The 15,525-nt window shown below is 66.0% G+C and carries 12 protein-coding genes; 8 read left to right on the top strand and 4 right to left on the bottom strand.

Annotated features, from left to right (window positions below; genetic code table 11):
* Positions 1 to 5 precede the first annotated feature (5 nt).
* A complete protein-coding gene (locus AC1D09_RS04995) occupies positions 6 to 425 on the top strand; it encodes a hypothetical protein (protein WP_477660694.1) in 420 nt (139 codons plus the stop codon).
* 46 nt (positions 426 to 471) lie between these two features.
* A complete protein-coding gene (locus AC1D09_RS04990) occupies positions 472 to 1,335 on the top strand; it encodes a fatty acid desaturase family protein (RefSeq protein ID WP_477660693.1) in 864 nt (287 codons plus the stop codon).
* Here the strand turns inward: AC1D09_RS04990 and AC1D09_RS04985 are convergent.
* From AC1D09_RS04985 to polA, 3 genes are all read right to left on the bottom strand, one after another.
* Positions 1,298 to 2,311: a M28 family peptidase gene (locus AC1D09_RS04985; protein ID WP_477660692.1), complete on the bottom strand. Its 1,014-nt coding sequence runs from the start codon at positions 2,309 to 2,311 to the stop codon at positions 1,298 to 1,300. The two genes, AC1D09_RS04990 and AC1D09_RS04985, sit on opposite strands and share 38 nt — an antisense overlap.
* 109 nt (positions 2,312 to 2,420) lie before the next feature.
* Positions 2,421 to 3,086 (bottom strand): hypothetical protein, encoded by a 666-nt coding sequence (locus tag AC1D09_RS04980; RefSeq protein WP_477660691.1) that lies wholly within the window; start codon positions 3,084 to 3,086, stop codon positions 2,421 to 2,423.
* Entirely contained in the window at positions 3,086 to 5,917 is a 2,832-nt protein-coding gene (gene polA, locus AC1D09_RS04975) for a DNA polymerase I (RefSeq protein ID WP_477660690.1), read from the bottom strand. The genes AC1D09_RS04980 and polA overlap by 1 nt, the downstream gene beginning before the upstream one ends.
* 157 nt (positions 5,918 to 6,074) lie before the next feature.
* Between polA and AC1D09_RS04970 the strand changes: the two genes are divergently transcribed.
* The 4 genes from AC1D09_RS04970 (at position 6,075) to AC1D09_RS04955 (ending at position 9,159) form a co-directional block, all read left to right on the top strand.
* Positions 6,075 to 6,422, top strand: a complete 348-nt coding sequence (locus tag AC1D09_RS04970; RefSeq protein ID WP_477660689.1) for a hypothetical protein — start codon at positions 6,075 to 6,077, stop codon at positions 6,420 to 6,422.
* A 54-nt stretch (positions 6,423 to 6,476) separates the two neighbouring features.
* Positions 6,477 to 7,427, top strand: coding sequence for a homoserine kinase (locus tag AC1D09_RS04965; RefSeq protein ID WP_477660688.1), 951 nt, complete (start codon positions 6,477 to 6,479; stop codon positions 7,425 to 7,427).
* Between the two features lie 104 nt (positions 7,428 to 7,531).
* Positions 7,532 to 8,356, top strand: a complete 825-nt coding sequence (locus AC1D09_RS04960) for a BPSS1780 family membrane protein (RefSeq protein ID WP_477660687.1) — start codon at positions 7,532 to 7,534, stop codon at positions 8,354 to 8,356.
* A gap of 32 nt (positions 8,357 to 8,388) precedes the next feature.
* A complete protein-coding gene (locus tag AC1D09_RS04955; protein ID WP_477660686.1) occupies positions 8,389 to 9,159 on the top strand; it encodes a FecR family protein in 771 nt (256 codons plus the stop codon).
* Positions 9,160 to 9,162: 3 nt separating this feature from the next.
* Here the strand turns inward: AC1D09_RS04955 and AC1D09_RS04950 are convergent, their stop codons facing one another.
* Complete coding sequence (locus AC1D09_RS04950) at positions 9,163 to 11,592, bottom strand: UvrD-helicase domain-containing protein (protein ID WP_477700960.1); 2,430 nt, start codon at positions 11,590 to 11,592, stop codon at positions 9,163 to 9,165.
* 21 nt (positions 11,593 to 11,613) lie between these two features.
* Here AC1D09_RS04950 and AC1D09_RS04945 point away from each other — a divergent pair, with 21 nt between their 5' ends.
* Both AC1D09_RS04945 and AC1D09_RS04940 read left to right on the top strand, forming a co-directional pair.
* Complete coding sequence (locus tag AC1D09_RS04945) at positions 11,614 to 12,339, top strand: hypothetical protein (protein WP_477660684.1); 726 nt, start codon at positions 11,614 to 11,616, stop codon at positions 12,337 to 12,339.
* Between the two features lie 77 nt (positions 12,340 to 12,416).
* Positions 12,417 to 15,410, top strand: a complete 2,994-nt coding sequence (locus AC1D09_RS04940) for a VIT domain-containing protein (protein ID WP_477660683.1) — start codon at positions 12,417 to 12,419, stop codon at positions 15,408 to 15,410.
* Positions 15,411 to 15,525 lie beyond the last annotated feature (115 nt).

Genomic DNA, 15,525 nt, shown 5'->3' with positions numbered 1-15,525 from the left:
CCATCATGGAAGCGCATCTCGATGCCACCCTGTTTTTTGTCTCGCTGCTGGTCGCGGTGGTCGGCCCCATTGTGGCGATCAGCTACCTCAAGCCCATCCTCTACAAGGTGCTGCGCATGCTGTGCGACGCGGACGGCGGCGCGGAGTTCTGGATACGCTGCGCCTACCTGCTGGCCGTGTCGGGGACCCTGCTGCTGATGCTGAGCTTCGGCGAATTCACCGACCGCAACAGCGCGATCGATGCGATGCGGCGCTCGCTGTGGCTGGTGATGGCGGGCGTGTTCGCCACCGTGGCCATCATCTCGCGCAATGTCTGGACGCAGGTGCGCCAATGGATCGCGGCCAGGGAACTGGCCGCCCATGTGCAGAGTGCCCGAGCCGTCGCGCCAGCCACACCGCCTGCCGCCGCCGGCGGCACTCTCTGAAAGCGAGCGCGCACCGCAAGACCGGATCGCACGAGGAGGCCAAGCCATGTCTCTGGATATCAACACAAGCCGTGCAGCCGCCAGCGCAAGGCCCAGGCCCACCCAAGTCCGCTGGGACGACCTCGTGGCCTTGCGCCCCCGCCAGGTGGCGCTGAACCTGGGCCTTTCCGCGCCCTGGCTGGCTGGCTCGCTGTGGGCCGCGCAGCAAGACCTGTATTGGCTGGCGATGCCGCTGTCGGCAGCCTTCTTCCTGACCGCGCTGCGCCAGGCCCATGACAGCTACCACGCCAGCATAGGCGTGCCGCGCCGCTGGCTGGATGCCGTGCTGTTGATGCTGACCCTGGGCATGCTGTGCTCCACCCACGCCATACGCCACACCCACCTGGCGCACCACCGCAACCCGCTGGGCGAAGGCGACGAAGAAGGCGGCTGGGCACGGCAAGCCGGCTGGCGCGCCCTGCTGCTGGGGCCGCTGTTCAGCCTGCGCACCCACGCGCAGGCACTGCGCGACGGCAGCCCGCGCACGCGGCGCTGGGTATGGATGGAGCTGTCATTGATCGCCGCGACCTGGCTGGCCGCCATCGCGACCGAGCAGGCCTGGCTGCGCTACCACGTGGTGGCGATGATGGGCTCCAACGCCCTGGTCGGATTTTTCGCGGTGTGGAGCGTGCACCATGGTTGCGACGCCGGCGGCGTGTTCGCGCGCACCGAACGGCGTGCCTGGGTCAACCGCCTGACCGTGAACCTGCTCTACCACGTCGAGCACCACCTCTATCCCGCCGTGCCGGCCAACCATTTGCCCATGCTGGCAAGCCGGCTGGATGCGGCCGACCCACGATGGACCCAGATCCGAGTGCTGGAGCTGCCGAAAACTAGCGCGGCGGCGCAGCAGGCGCAGCATGCTGCATGACAACCGCGCGCACGCCATCGACGACTTTTGCCATACGTCCGTAGTCCAGCCTGTCCGCCGTATCCCGCGGCGTGTGATAGGCCTTGTTCCTGTAAAAGGCCGTGTCGGTGACCATCATTCCCACAAAGCCTTCATTCCAATAATTGAGATGGTCCGAAAAATCGACGCCCACCACGAAACTCGGCGCATTGATGGAATACACCGGCAGGTCCGAGGCCGACTTCATGGCGGTCTTCACCTGGCGCGAGACATCGCCGTCCTCGTAAAAGCCCACTAAAGAAATGAAATTCCCCGTAGTCGGGTAAATGGCATTCAGGAGCCGCACGGGATGGTCCTGGCTTCCTGGTTCGTCGCTGAAGTAGCCGATGCACTCCAGCGACAGCATGAGCGAGGCGCGCTTGCCGGACTCGGCAAGTGACCGGGCGTGAACGGCGCTGCCCATGTAGGGCGTGCGGAAGAAGGGAGGCTCTTCGTTCGTGTAGACCACCAGTTCCACCCGCTGGCGAAACGACTGGCCCTTGAGCAGCCGTGCGAGCTCAAGCAGCCCCGCCACACCACTGGCATTGTCGTCCGCGCCCGGCTGCTCGCCGGCCACGTCGTAATGAGCGCCTACCACCATCACTTCAGGTGTATCAGGGCCCAGCTTCACGACCAGGTTTCGGTAAGGCCGGCCCTCGGCAGTGAAGTGCTGGCTCTCGACCTTGAGGCCCAGCCGGGCAAGCTGCGACTCCAGGTACACGGCGGCCCCCTCCAGCCGGCTTTCATTGTCAAAGGTGCGATCCGCAAAATCGGTGGAAAGTTTGCGGACCAGTCGCTCCAGCCCGGCAGCGGACGCGGTTTTCCCAGCCGGCGCCGCCATTTCACTGGCGGTCACAAAAGGCTGGGTCAGTCTGTACCAGGCGTAGCCTGCCGCGGCACCGGCCGCCAGCACAGCCAGAGCGGTAAAGAGGGCGAAAATTTTCCGGGTTCTTCTCATAGGTCGGCCCACGGCAAAGGGACCGGGGACACATTAATGTGCCTTGTCCCAGTTCGGCCCAACACCGATTTCAGGTAACAGCGACACATCAGGTGGTGCAAGGCGTTGTTCAACGCGGCTTCCGGAACGGTGCGCCACGGCGTGACCAGTGCGCCGCTGCGAATGCCAATCCAAGGCCCACGGCAAACAGCACAAAGCCCCAGAGCAGGTACCTGCCTGGCTCCTCGGCGGCCTGCCGCCGCACCCAGACCTCGTAATAGTCGCCCTGCTTGCCCGCGCTGAGGGGCAACAGAAGGTAGTAGGCTTTGCCATCTTGCAGGTCGTAGAGGCCCTGCTGCACATAGTGGCTGCCCAGATTCAGGCTTGGGTCGACCGGCCCGCCTTTTTTGCTGCGCCGCAAGCGTTCGCGCTTCCTCATGGCATAAGTCAGGCGCTCGGGGGTGAGCTCCATCAGACCCGGCCCGAAACGCGTGTCGAACTGCCAGGACCAGTCCCGGGTCACGACGGCAATCGGCCCGTCGCGGGGCTGGATGTCCAGCGGCAGAACCAGGGGAACCTCGCCCGTCTTGCTCTTCTGGTGATGCGCGAATTGCTCGCCGCCGGGCAGGCTTGTCACCGGTACGGCGCGCGAATCCCTGGGGCCCGAATGTGCTACGAGATCACCGCCCCACAGAGGTAAATACACGAGGTCAAAGAGCACCAGCGCCAGGCCCAGCAGGGCCATCGCTGCGCCGGCCCGGACACAATGCCTGGCCGCAACAAAGGATCGCGCCATCAATGCGCCTTGTCCCAGTTGGGCCCGACGCCGATCTCGGCGAGCAGCGGCACCTTCAGGTCCGCCACACCGGCCATCAGGCGCGGTATCTCGGTGCGCACCCATTCGACTTCGGCCTCGGGCACCTCGAACACCAATTCGTCATGCACCTGCATGATCATTTTGGTGGCGCGTTTCTCTTCGTCGAGCACTTGCTGCACCTTGTTCATGCTGAGCTTGATCAGGTCGGCCGCCGTGCCCTGCATGGGCGCGTTGATGGCCTGGCGTTCGGCGGCCTTTTTGCGCGGGCCGTTGCCGCCGGTGATTTCAGCCAGATACAGCTGCCGGCCGAATACGGTTTCGACATAGTGGTGTTTCTGGGCAAACGCCACCGTCTCGTCCATGTAGTTCTTGACGCCGGGGTAGCGCTGGAAATATTTGTCGATATAGGCCGCCGCGGCCTTGGTCTCTATGCCCAGGTTGCGCGCCAGGCCGAAGCTGCTCATGCCGTAGATCAGCCCGAAGTTGATGACTTTGGCATAGCGGCGCTGTTCGCTGCTGACCTGCTCCAGCGCCACGCCGAAGACTTCGGCGGCCGTGGCGCGGTGCACGTCCAGACCGTTGGTGAAAGCGCTGAGCAGCGCTTCGTCGCCGCTGATGTGGGCCATGATGCGCAGCTCGATCTGCGAGTAGTCGGCGCTGGCGATCACGCTGCCGGGGGGCGCGATGAAGGCCTCGCGCACGCGCCGGCCTTCCGCCGTGCGGATCGGGATGTTCTGCAGGTTGGGGTCGTTGCTCGACAGCCGCCCCGTGACCGCCACAGCCTGCGCATAGTGCGTGTGCACCCGGCCGGTGCGGGGCAGCGCCAGTTGCGCGAGCTTGTCGGTGTAAGTGCCTTTGAGCTTGCTGAGCGAGCGATGCTCGAGCAGCTTGGCGGGCAGCGGATAGTCTTCGGCGAGTTTTTCGAGCACCTCTTCATCGGTGCTGCGCGCGCCGCTGGGGGTCTTCTTGATGACCGGCATGCCGAGCTTGTCGAAAAAGATCTCGCCCAACTGCTTGGGGCTTCCCAGGTTGAAGGGCTGGCCGGCGATCTCATAGGCTTCGGCTTCAAGCTGGATGATGCGCTGGCCCAGCTCATGGCTTTGCGCGGCCAGCGTGGGCGCGTCAATCATCACGCCGTTGCGTTCGATGCGGTACAGCGTTTCGCTGCTCTGCATTTCCAGCTCGTAAATGAAGCGCAGCTTGTTATTGGCCTGGATCCGCGGCCACAGCACGCGGTGCACGTCCAGCGTCTGGTCGGAGTCTTCGCAGGAATATTCGGCGGCCTTGGCGATGTCGACCTGGTTGAACTTGATCTGGTGCGCGCCCTTGCCGCACAGGTCTTCGTAGTTGATGCCGCTGCGGCCCACGTGCCGCTCGGCCAGGCTGGCCAGGCCGTGCGGCTTGGTCACTTCCAGCACATAGCTTTGCAGCATGGTGTCGTGCGCATAGCCTTGCACCTCGATGCCGTGGTTGGCGAACACATGGCGGTCGTATTTGACGTGCTGGCCCAGCTTGGGTTTGGCCGGGTTTTCCAGCCAGGGCTTGAGGCGGGCCAGCACCTCGTCGCGAGGCAGCTGCGCGGGCGCGTCGGGATAGTCGTGCGTGAGCGGGATATAGGCCGCCTCGCCGGGCTTGACGCTAAAGCTCAGGCCGACGATTTCCGCCAGCATTTCATCGAGCGAGGTGGTTTCGGTGTCCAGCGCGACGAGTTCGGCCGCCTCGATCTTCGCCAGCCAGCGGTCGAAATCCTCCCAGGTGAGCACCGTGTCGTAGTTGAGGTTGCTGGTGCGCTGGGCCGGCGGTGTGTCGGTCAGGGGCGCTTCGTCAAACAGGCCCGGCGAATCCGAGCGGCCGCCCGAACCACCCGCCGGCGCGGGTTTGTGCCGGCCTTCGGGTCCGGCGGGCAATTCAGCGGGCATGCTTTCGGTGTCGATCTGCTTGACCAGGCCCTTGAAACCGTATTTTTCGTAGAAGGCTTTCAGGGCTTCGGTCTGCTGCCCGCCCATGGCAATCGCATCCAGGGCCGGCAGGCCGGCGATGTAGTCGTCCAGCTCGCAGTCTTTCTTGATGGTCAACAGTTCCCGGCCCTTGGGCAGCCAGTCCAGCGACTGGCGCAGGTTCTCGCCGACCACGCCCTTGATCTCGCCGGCGCGCGCCACCAGCGCGTCCAGCGAGCCGTATTCGAGCAGCCACTTGACAGCAGTCTTCGGGCCGACCTTGGGCACGCCCGGCACATTGTCGACCGCATCGCCAACCAGGGCCTGATAGTCAACCATCAGCCGCGGCGGCACGCCAAACTCGGCCTCGACCCCGGCCACGTCCCGGCGCCTGTCGTTCATGGTGTCGATGACGGTGATGTTTTCGTCGACCAGCTGGCTCAAGTCCTTGTCGCCGCTGGAAATAATCACCTCAATGCCCTGGCTGGACGCCAGGCAGGCCAGCGTGCCTATCACGTCGTCGGCTTCCACGCCGGGAACGTCCAGCACCTTCCAGCCCAGGAGGCGCACCACCTCGTGGATGGGCTCGACCTGGCTGCGCAAGTCGTCGGGCATGGGCGAGCGCTGAGCCTTGTAGTCAGGATAGAGCGCGTCGCGAAATGTCGGCCCCTTGGCGTCGAACACGCAGGCGGCGAAGTCGGCGCGCACATCCTTGCGCAGCTTCTGCATCATGTTGACCATGCCGCGTATGGCACCCGTGGCCGGGCTGGCCGGGTCGCCCGGGTTGGCGCGCAGGTCGGGCATGGCGTGAAAGGCGCGATACAGGTAGCTGGAGCCGTCCACCAGCAGCAGCGTTTTTTTGTCGGTACTCATGGGGCCTGATTGTCGGGGATATCGGCCCGGCCCCGCCGGGTACGCCGCTGGCGCCCCGAACCATCCCCGGCAAGCGGTTTTTGCCTACACGGCCAGCCTCTTTATTACGACAGGGCGGGGCTTTGTCGCCCAGCCGCCGCAGGCCTACAATGCAGGCATGAACCACGCTTTCCGCCTCCTTATCGCTGCAGCCGCAGCGCTGCCGCTGGCCGCGGCCATGGCCCAGGCACCCGCGCAAAACACCGCGCCGCCCGCCAAGGCAGAGGCGGCGCCGGCCCCCTCGGGACGCCCCGACCAGGCCATCAAGCGCATACGCACCGAAGATGCCGGCACCCGCATCGACGAGCTTCGCGTGGGCGGCGAAACCCAGCAGATCACCGTGCAACCCAAAACCGGCGGCGCGGCCTATGAAGTCAAACCCGCCGAAGGCGCACGCGGTAGCGCACCGGGGTCAACCAGCAACGACACCAACGGCAGCCGCGTGTGGAACGTGCTGAAGTTCTGATTTCCACCCTCTCCAGACACACAACTCCAAGAATTCCAGGGTTCAGTTTCAGGCATGGCCGTATACACCGAAGTCTCGTTTGACGAGGCTGCAGCGTTCTTGAACGCCCTGAATCTGGGGCAGCTGCAGAATATCAAGGGTGCCGCGGGCGGCATCGAAAACACCAACTACTTTGTGGACACCGACCAGGGCCAGTATGTGCTGACCCTGTTCGAGCGCCTGAGCTTCGAGCAATTGCCCTTTTACCTGCACCTGATGCAGCACCTGGCGGCGCACGGCATCCCTGTGCCCGACCCGGCAGGCGACACCAAAGGCAACATCCTCCATGAGCTCAAGGGCAAACCTGCATCGGTGGTCAGCAAGCTGCGCGGCCACAGCGAACTCGCGCCCACGGCGGCGCACTGCGCCGGCGTGGGCGAGGCGCTGGCGCGCATGCACCTGGCCGGCCTGGACTACCCGCGCCGCCAACCCAACCTGCGCGGCCTGGAATGGTGGAACGAAACAGTGCCCGTGGTGCTGCCCCACCTGACGCCCGAACAAAGCAGCCTGATCCTGGGCGAGCTGGCTTACCAGAACCATGTGGCGGCTTCTTCGGCCTGCCGCAGCCTGCCCAACGGCGTCGTGCATGCCGACCTGTTCCGCGACAACGTGATGTTCGAGGACGGCAAGCTCACCGGCTTTTTTGACTTTTATTTCGCCGGCTGCGACACCTTTTTGTTCGACATTGCGGTCTGCCTCAACGACTGGTGCATAGACCTGGCCACCGGCGCCAAGGATGACGAACGCTCCGCGGCCTTTCTGGCGGCCTACCAGGCGGTGCGCCCGCTGACCGCGCAGGAACGCCAGTTGCTGCCGGCCATGCAGCGCGCCGGCGCCCTGCGCTTTTGGCTGTCCCGGCTGTGGGATTTGCATTTGCCGCGCGAAGCCGCCGTGCTCAAGGCGCACGACCCCAGCCACTTCGAGCGTGTGCTGCGCCAGCGGCTTGCGCAGCCTTACCTTCTTTAAGTCCCGCGGGCGCGGCGGGCAGCGCCCGCCGGTTTGAGGCACACTGCCCCTGCAATCCCCGCCCGGTTCCGCCCTGGCAACCCTTTCCCGAAGTCCCGAAGACCATGAAACTCAACATCGTTCCCGCGAGCACCGGCATCACCTGGGTCAAGCTGGGCGTCAAAACCTTTTTGCAGCAGCCGCTGGCCATGTCGGGCCTGTTTTTCCTCTATATGGCGGTGGGGACGCTGCTGTCGCTGTTGCCGGTGCTGGGGCTGATCCTCGCCTTCATGATCGTGCCGGCCGCCACGCTGGGCCTGATGGCCGCCACGCAGGAAGCCCTCAAGGGTAAATTTCCCATGCCCACGGTGCTGGTCAGCGCTTTCCGCGCGGGCCGCCAGCGCATGCGCGCCATGCTGGTGCTGGGTGCCCTGTATGCCGCGGCCTGCCTGCTGATCGTGATGGTGGTGCCCTTCCTGGTGGATGCGCCGCCCGTGCCGGCCGCCGCGCCCGCAACCGCCGAGGCCGGCCGCGAAGCCATGCTGGCGCCGCAGTTCCAGCTGACCATGCTGGTCACCATGCTGCTTTACCTGCCGGTCTCGCTGCTGTTCTGGCATGCGCCGGCACTGGTCCACTGGCACGGCATTTCACCGGTCAAAAGCCTGTTTTTCAGCTTTGTCGCCTGCATACGCAACGCGGGCGCCTTCCTGATGTACGGCCTGGGCTGGTTCGCCGTGTTCCTGGGCATGGGCATTGTGCTGAGCATCATCACCGGCCTGACGGGCAGCGCCACCCTGATGGCCGCGGCCATGATGCCGCTGGCGCTGCTGATGGCAGCCATGTTTTCCACCTCGATTTACTTCACGTTTCGTGATAGCTTCGTGGCCACGCCACCCGACGATTCGACGGGGAGCGCTGAGGACGCCCATAACATTGACGACAAATCCTGACGACCCCACCGTTATCCCACCGGAGATTCTTCATGACCCAGCACCAGTTGCAAGGCCGTAGCGAAAAAGAGATTTTGTGGTTTCAAAGACGTGACACGCTCAAGGCCGCCGCGGCCTGGGTCGCCATGGGCGGCTTGCCCGCCGCCATGGCCCAGCAGCGCAGCAATATCGTCGAACTTCGGGGCGACGCCCTGCTCAACGGCGGCCGGCTGCAAAACGGCCAGACCATCATGACCGGCGACCAGATACAGACCGGGCCGGGCTCCAACCTGATGTTTGTCATCGGCAACTCGGCCTTCCAGGTGCGCGAGAACTCGATGATCACGGTGGAGCGCGGCAGCTCGCTCAACAGCGTGAGCCTGCTGCGCATGATCACCGGCGCCGTGGTCAGCGTCTGGGGCAAGGGCAGCAGCCGCTCCATCGTCATGCCCACCCTCACGGCCGGCATACGCGGCACCGGCGTGTATGCCGAGGTGTTCGCCAACCAGGACAATCGCAGCTATTTCTGCAACTGCTACGGCACGGTCGACATGGAGTCGAACGGCGAAAAAGTGCTCTCGCAGTCCAATTACCACCAGGCCTTCTGGGGCGAGGTGGCACCCAGGGACGGCCGCCGGCTGAGTCCCGCCAATGCCATCAACCACAGCGACGAGGAACTGGAGTTCCTGGCCGGCCTGGTCGACCAGCGGACCGCCTGGCAGATCGCCGGCAAAAAAGGCGTGAAGGACGGCCGCGGTTACATGGACCCGCAGCCCGGCCAGATGCACCCGGCGCAGATACCCGTCGTCCCGCCAACGAGATAGGCGCTAGACCACAGTCAGTTTGGCGACACTGAGCGCCAGCCACTTCACGCCGTGACGCGTGAAATTGATCTGCGCGCGCGCATCGTCGCCGCTGCCTTCGAGCATCATCACCTTGCCTTCGCCGAACTTGGCGTGAAACACTTCCATGCCGGCCTTGAGCCCGTGCGAGGGCGCGGCCTTTTGCGGCGGCACCGGCGGGTTGGCAAAACGTTCGGAAGCGCCGGCCTTGGACGAAAACACGCTGCTGGCCCAGTCCTTGCGCCCGCCGCCCGCCTGGCCGCTGCCGCCCCAGGCACCTGAGCCGCCCATGCCCGAGGCAAAACCCTGGTTCTTGGGCGTGATCCATTTGAGCGCGGCTTCGGGCAGCTCGTCAAAAAAGCGGCTCTTGAGGTTGTAGCGCGTCTGGCCGTGCAGCATGCGGGTCTGCGAGTGACTCAGGTAGAGCCGTTTGCGCGCGCGCGTGATGGCGACATACATCAGGCGGCGCTCTTCCTCCAGCCCGTCGCGGTCGCTCATGGAATTTTCGTGCGGGAAGATGCCGTCTTCCAGGCCGGTGATGAAGACACAGTCGAACTCCAGCCCCTTGGAGGAATGCACCGTCATGAGCTGCACCGCGTCCTGGCCGGCCTGCGCCTGGTTGTCTCCGGATTCCAGCGCCGCATGCGTCAAGAAGGCGGCCAGCGGCGACAGCGTTTCGCCGGTTTCGGTGTCGGGCGCCAGGGCCTCGGGCAAGGGCTCATTAAGCTGCGGAGCCGATGCATCCAGCCCCTGGCTGGCCGGCGACTGCGTGAGCCGCGCGCCCAGTTCGTCGACCGGCAGCGCCACCGCGTCGCGGCCGAAACCTTCCTGGCTCACGAAGGACTCGGCGGCATTGACCAGTTCGGCCAGATTCTCCAGCCGGTCCTGGCCTTCTTTTTCAGTTTTGTAGTGTTCTTCCAGGCCGCTGTGCTGCAGCACCAGCTCGATGATCTCGCGCAGGCTCAGGCCCGTGGTCTGCTCGCGCAACACGTCGATCTTGGCGGCGAAAGCGCCCAGGTTGGCACCGGCCTTGCCCGGCACGGCGCTCACGCCGTCGTAAAGCGAGCAGCCCGCGGCGCGCGCGGTGTCCTGCAGCTGCTCTATGCTGCGCGCGCCTATGCCGCGCGGCGGGAAGTTGACGACGCGCATGAAGCTGGTGTCGTCGCGCGGGTTCTCCAGCAGGCGCAGGTAAGCGAGCGCATGCTTGATTTCGGCGCGCTCGAAAAAGCGCAGCCCGCCGTAGACGCGGTAAGGCACGCCGGCATTAAAAAGCGCGGTCTCCATCACCCGGCTCTGCGCATTGCTGCGGTAAAGCAACGCGATCTCCTTGCGCTCCACGCCATCGCGCACCAGCTGCTTGACCTCATCGACAAACCACTGCGCCTCGGCGAAATCGCTGGCCGATTCATACACGCGCACCGGCTCGCCGGGGCCGGCCTCGGTGCGCAGGTTTTTGCCCAGGCGCTTGCTGTTGTGGCTGATCAGCTCGTTGGCCGAGTCGAGGATGTTGCCGAAGCTGCGGTAATTGCGCTCCAGCTTGATCTGGTGCTGCACCTCGAACTCGCGCACGAAGTCGGCCATATTGCCCACGCGCGCGCCGCGAAAGGCGTAAATGCTCTGGTCGTCGTCGCCCACCGCGATCACCGAGCCGCCGGGCATGGCCTGGCCGCCCTGGGCGGCATCCCCCTGCCCCGCCAGCATCTTGATCCAGGCGTACTGCAGCTTGTTGGTGTCCTGGAACTCGTCGATCAGGATGTGACGAAAGCGCCGCTGGTAGTGCTCGCGCACCGCCGCGTTGCCCTGCAGCAGCTCGTAGCTGCGCAGCATGAGCTCGCCGAAATCGACCACGCCTTCGCGCTGGCACTGCTCTTCATAAAGCGCGTAGATCTCGACCTTTTTGCGGCCCTCTTCGTCGCGCACCTGCACGTCCTTGGCGCGCAGGCCGTCCTCCTTGTTGCCGGCGATGAACCACATCAGTTCCTTGGGCGGGAAACGCTCGTCGTCGATGTTGAACTGCTTGCACAGGCGCTTGATGGCCGAGAGCTGGTCCTGCGTGTCCAGGATCTGGAAGCTTTGCGGCAGGTTGGCCAGCTTGTAGTGGGCGCGCAAAAAGCGGTTGCACAGGCCGTGGAAGGTGCCTATCCACATGCCGCGCACATTGACCGGCAGCATGGCCGACAGGCGGGCCAGCATCTCCTTGGCGGCCTTGTTGGTGAAGGTCACGGCCAGGATGCCGCCCGGCGAGACCTGGCCGGTCTGCAGCAGCCAGGCGATGCGCGTCGTCAAAACCCGGGTCTTGCCGGAGCCCGCCCCCGCGAGAATCAGGGCATGCGTGGGGGGCAAGGTGACCGCGGCCAGTTGCTCCGGGTTAAGATTTTGTAAGAGTGGGGAGGTTGGCGCGACTTCTGAGAACATCCCTCATTGTAGAAAGCCCCGATGAAACCATTTGTTCCCCGCCCTTCGGCCCTGCCCTTCACAGCGGTAATCGCCCTCCTGGCGGCACTGGCGGCCGGCCAGGCACGGGCCCAGTCCTTTTGCGCCAGCGACGGCCAGCCCCGGCCCGCGCAGCTCCTGGAGCGTTTCATCAACGCCAATTGCGAGAGCTGCTGGGCCGACCCCGCCACGCCCAAGGCCAACGCCGGCCAGCTCGCGCTGGACTGGGTGCTGCCCGGCGACAAGGGCGACGACGCACCGCTGTCCGCCGTGGCTGCCCGCGAGGCGCTGGACCGCCTGGCGGCACTGCGCCAGAGCCCGCCCACGCAAACCCTGGCCAGCACCCTGCCGGTGCGCGGGCTGCAGGGCGCGACCCTGCGCGTGGCCCACGGCCTGCCGCTCAGCGGCTACCTGGGCACCTCGATTGAGCTCAAACCCATCCCCGCGGCCGCCAAAGGCCGGCAGTGGACGGCCTGGCTGGCCCTGGTCGAAACCCTGCCTGCGGGCACCGAAGGCTCGGCGGTGGAGCGCAACCTGGTCAGGAATGTGATCCAGGTGCCCTGGGACGGCCGCAAGCCGCCGGCCAAGGGCGCACCGAATCGTTTCTTCGATGCGCGCTCCATGAGCATCGCGCAAGGCGCCAATCCCGAACGCATGCGGGTACTGGGCTGGGTGGAGGATGACAAGGGCCGGGTGCTGGCCGCCGCGCAGTCGCGCTGTACCTCTTGAAAATAATTCGCGCCGCTTAACCCCTTTCTGCCGCACGCCCCGTTTCAGGGTGCATCGCCAACAACAAGGGGATTTCAATGCCACACGGCTACACCGCACGCAGCATCATCCGTTTCCTCCAGGCCGCAGCCGCGGCCTGTTTCAGCCTCCAGGGGCTGGCCCTCAGCCCGGTCGCGCAGCCTCCCCAGGACATCAAGTTCATGCCGCCGCCCGACTGGCGGCCGCCGGCCATCTCCGTTAACCACAATATGGGCCAGCCCATACAGCTGCGCGCGGCTTTGGTGGAGGTCGACGTCTTCGGCGACCAGGCCCGCACCCGTGTCGAGCTGCGCCTCTTCAACCCCAACCCCCGCGTGCTCGAAGGCGAGCTGCAGTTCCCGCTGCAGGAAGGCCAGGTGGTGACCGGCTTCGCGCTGGACGTCAACGGCCGGCTGCGCGACGCGGTACCCGTGCCCAAGGCCAAGGGCCAGGAAATCTTTGAAGACATACGCCGCCGGCGCGTGGACCCGGGGCTGCTGGAAGCCGCGGCCGGCAACCAGTACAAGCTGCGCGTCTACCCGATCCCGGCCATGGGGGAGCGGCGCGTGGTGCTCAGCATCACCGAAACCCTGGCGCGCCGGGGCGATGCCGGCGTGCTCAGGGTGCCGCTGGCCTTCGCCTCCACCGTCGGGCAGTTGCAAGTCAGTGTTCGCGCCCACGGCGCGGCCCGCCAGGATATGCAGCTGCTGCAGGCGCCCGCCGGCACCGGCCTGAACGCCGGCAGCACCGGCATGGAACTGAGCCTGCAAAAAAACCAGTGGCAGGCGCCGCAAGGCCCGGCCGGCTGGCTGCAGCTCGCGCTGCGCCGCACGGGCAAGCCGCAAGTCATGGTGGGCGAGACCGCCGGCAAGACTTTTTTTGCCGGGCAGCTTGACCTGCGCGACGAACCGGTGAGGCGGCCCGCGCCGTCGCACATCGCGCTGGTGTGGGATGCCTCGGCTTCGGCCGCCTCGCAGGCCCGGGTGCTGCCGGTGCTGGAGGCCTATTTCCGCAAGCTCGGCCAACCCGTGAAGCTCAGCCTGCTGGTGGTGCGCAACAAGGCCGAAGCCGTGCGCAGCTTCACCGTGGCGCCGGGCCGCTTTGAGGAACTGGCCGACATGCTGCGCGCGGAGCCTTTCGACGGCTCCAGCAATTTCGACGAGCTGCCGATTCCCGCCGACGTGGACACCACCCTGATGGTGACCGACGGCCTGATGACGGACGGCAAAAAAACCATTCGCTACACCCACACGGCACCCGTGATGGTGATCAACGGCGCAGCTTCCGCCGACATGGCGCGGCTAGCCCGGCTGGCCGACCGCACCGGCGGCACACTCGTGGATGCCGCCCTGCAATCGCCCGACGAAGGCGCGCAGGCCATGCTGATGCAGGGCTGGCGCATCGCGAAGCTGGACAGCCTGTCGGCGCGGCAGCTGGTGGCGCCGACAACACGCGTGAGCCAGGGCCGCATCGCGGTGGCCGGCGAGCTGCTGGACAGCAGCGCCCGCGTCGACATCACACTCGCGCACCCGGACGGGCGCCGGCGCACGCTGGCCTTGCAAGTCAATGCCAAGCCGGTCAGCGGCCACTGGCCCGGCCAGCAATGGGCCCAGTGGCGCAGCGCCGAGCTGGCCGAAAACCCCGGCCTTCACAGCGGCGAACTCCAGCGCATCGCGGCGGCGCACGGCATCGTGGGGCCCAACAGCTCGCTGATCGTGCTGGAACTGGCCTCCGACTACGCGCGCTACAACCTGCCCGCCCCGCCCGAACTGGCAGACGAAGTCGCGCGGCTGGGCCAGCAGCAACTCGCGCAGGCGACGCAGACACGGCAGGCGCACATCGAAGCCATGGTGCGGCAGTTTGATGAGAAGCAGCGCTGGTGGGACAAAGACTTTCCCAAGGACACGCCCAAGCGTGCCGAGCCCAAGGCCGAGATGCAAATCAGCCAGGGCGCTGTGGGTAGCCTGGCCGGTGCGGCACGTTCACGCGAGCACGCCAGGCCCACACCGATGCCGGCGCCCGCCGCGGCAGCTCCCGCTACACCGGCCCCATCGGCCGCACCCGCCATGGCCGCCGAAGCACGTGCCGACACCGCCGACCTGCGCCGCGCCAAACAGGCTGCAGCCGTGCCCGCCGCCACCATCGCGCTGCAAGCCTGGACGCCCGACGCGCCCTACATGAAGCGCTTGCAGAATGCCGCCAAGGACGATCTCTACCGCGTCTACCTCGACGAGCGCGCCGCCTACCTCAGCAGCAGTTCCTTTTACATGGATGCGGCCGGTGTGTTTTTTGAGCGCGGCCTGCCCGAGCTGGGCCTGCGCGTGCTCTCCAACCTCGCGGAGATGAACCTGGAAAACCGCCAGCTGCTGCGCCTTTACGCCTACCGCCTGGTGCAGGCACGCCGCAACGACCTGGCCGTGCCGGTGTTCGAACGCATCAGCGAACTGGCACCCAACGAGCCGCAGTCCTGGCGCGACCTGGGCCTGGCGCTGGCCGAGAGCGGCCAGCCGCAGCGCGCCGTCAATGCCTTGTGGGAAGTGGTGTCGCAGCCCTGGAACGGCCGCTTCGCCGACATCAACATGATCGCGCTGGCCGAACTCAACGCGATTGCCGCCCAGGCAAACGCCGGCGGCCAGCCCGCGCTGGACCTCAGCCGTGTGGACACTCGCCTGCGCCGCAACCTGCCGCTGGCCTTGCGTGTGGTGATGGCCTGGGATACCGACGACACCGACATCGACATGTGGGTGAGCGACCCGAACGGCGAGAGGGCCAGCTACGCCAACCGGCTGAGCTACCAGGGCGGCGCCATGAGCCCCGACGCAACGGGCGGCTACGGCCCCGAGGAGTTTTCGCTCAAGACGGCCAAACCCGGCAAGTATGGTGTGGAAGCCCAGTTTTTCGGCCATCGCCAGCAGGTGCTGTCGGCCGGCACCACGGTGATGGTGCGTGTGACCACCGGCTTCGGCACGCCGCAGGCGCGCGACGAATGGACCACCTTGCGGCTCACGCGCGGCCAGGAGACGGTGCGTGTGGCCGAGGTTGAGGTGCGCTGACACCGTTACCGCCAAGCGAGATGCCACTTTGCATATAAAGGCTATACCGCCTTGGCGGGTGCGGCCCGCATAGGAGGCGCATAGAATCAATCACCGGGCCCAAGCAATTGCGCCC

This window comes from Polaromonas sp. P1_A2, from assembly GCF_056406895.1.
The sequence above is the reverse complement of the archived record's forward strand: the minus strand, read 5'-3'. Positions and strand labels throughout refer to the sequence as shown.

What these genes read in the sequence shown, in the direction of transcription:
- AC1D09_RS04945 (WP_477660684.1), top strand. Translation starts at nt 11,614, where the DNA reads ATGAAACCATTTGTTCCCCGCCCTTCGGCCCTGCCCTTCACAGCGGTA.
- AC1D09_RS04970 (WP_477660689.1), top strand. Translation starts at nt 6,075, where the DNA reads ATGAACCACGCTTTCCGCCTCCTTATCGCTGCAGCCGCAGCGCTGCCG.
- AC1D09_RS04950 (WP_477700960.1), bottom strand. Translation starts at nt 11,592, where the DNA reads ATGTTCTCAGAAGTCGCGCCAACCTCCCCACTCTTACAAAATCTTAAC.
- AC1D09_RS04980 (WP_477660691.1), bottom strand. Translation starts at nt 3,086, where the DNA reads ATGGCGCGATCCTTTGTTGCGGCCAGGCATTGTGTCCGGGCCGGCGCA.
- AC1D09_RS04965 (WP_477660688.1), top strand. Translation starts at nt 6,477, where the DNA reads ATGGCCGTATACACCGAAGTCTCGTTTGACGAGGCTGCAGCGTTCTTG.
- AC1D09_RS04960 (WP_477660687.1), top strand. Translation starts at nt 7,532, where the DNA reads ATGAAACTCAACATCGTTCCCGCGAGCACCGGCATCACCTGGGTCAAG.
- AC1D09_RS04985 (WP_477660692.1), bottom strand. Translation starts at nt 2,311, where the DNA reads ATGAGAAGAACCCGGAAAATTTTCGCCCTCTTTACCGCTCTGGCTGTG.
- AC1D09_RS04955 (WP_477660686.1), top strand. Translation starts at nt 8,389, where the DNA reads ATGACCCAGCACCAGTTGCAAGGCCGTAGCGAAAAAGAGATTTTGTGG.
- AC1D09_RS04990 (WP_477660693.1), top strand. Translation starts at nt 472, where the DNA reads ATGTCTCTGGATATCAACACAAGCCGTGCAGCCGCCAGCGCAAGGCCC.
- AC1D09_RS04995 (WP_477660694.1), top strand. Translation starts at nt 6, where the DNA reads ATGGAAGCGCATCTCGATGCCACCCTGTTTTTTGTCTCGCTGCTGGTC.
- polA (WP_477660690.1), bottom strand. Translation starts at nt 5,917, where the DNA reads ATGAGTACCGACAAAAAAACGCTGCTGCTGGTGGACGGCTCCAGCTAC.
- AC1D09_RS04940 (WP_477660683.1), top strand. Translation starts at nt 12,417, where the DNA reads ATGCCACACGGCTACACCGCACGCAGCATCATCCGTTTCCTCCAGGCC.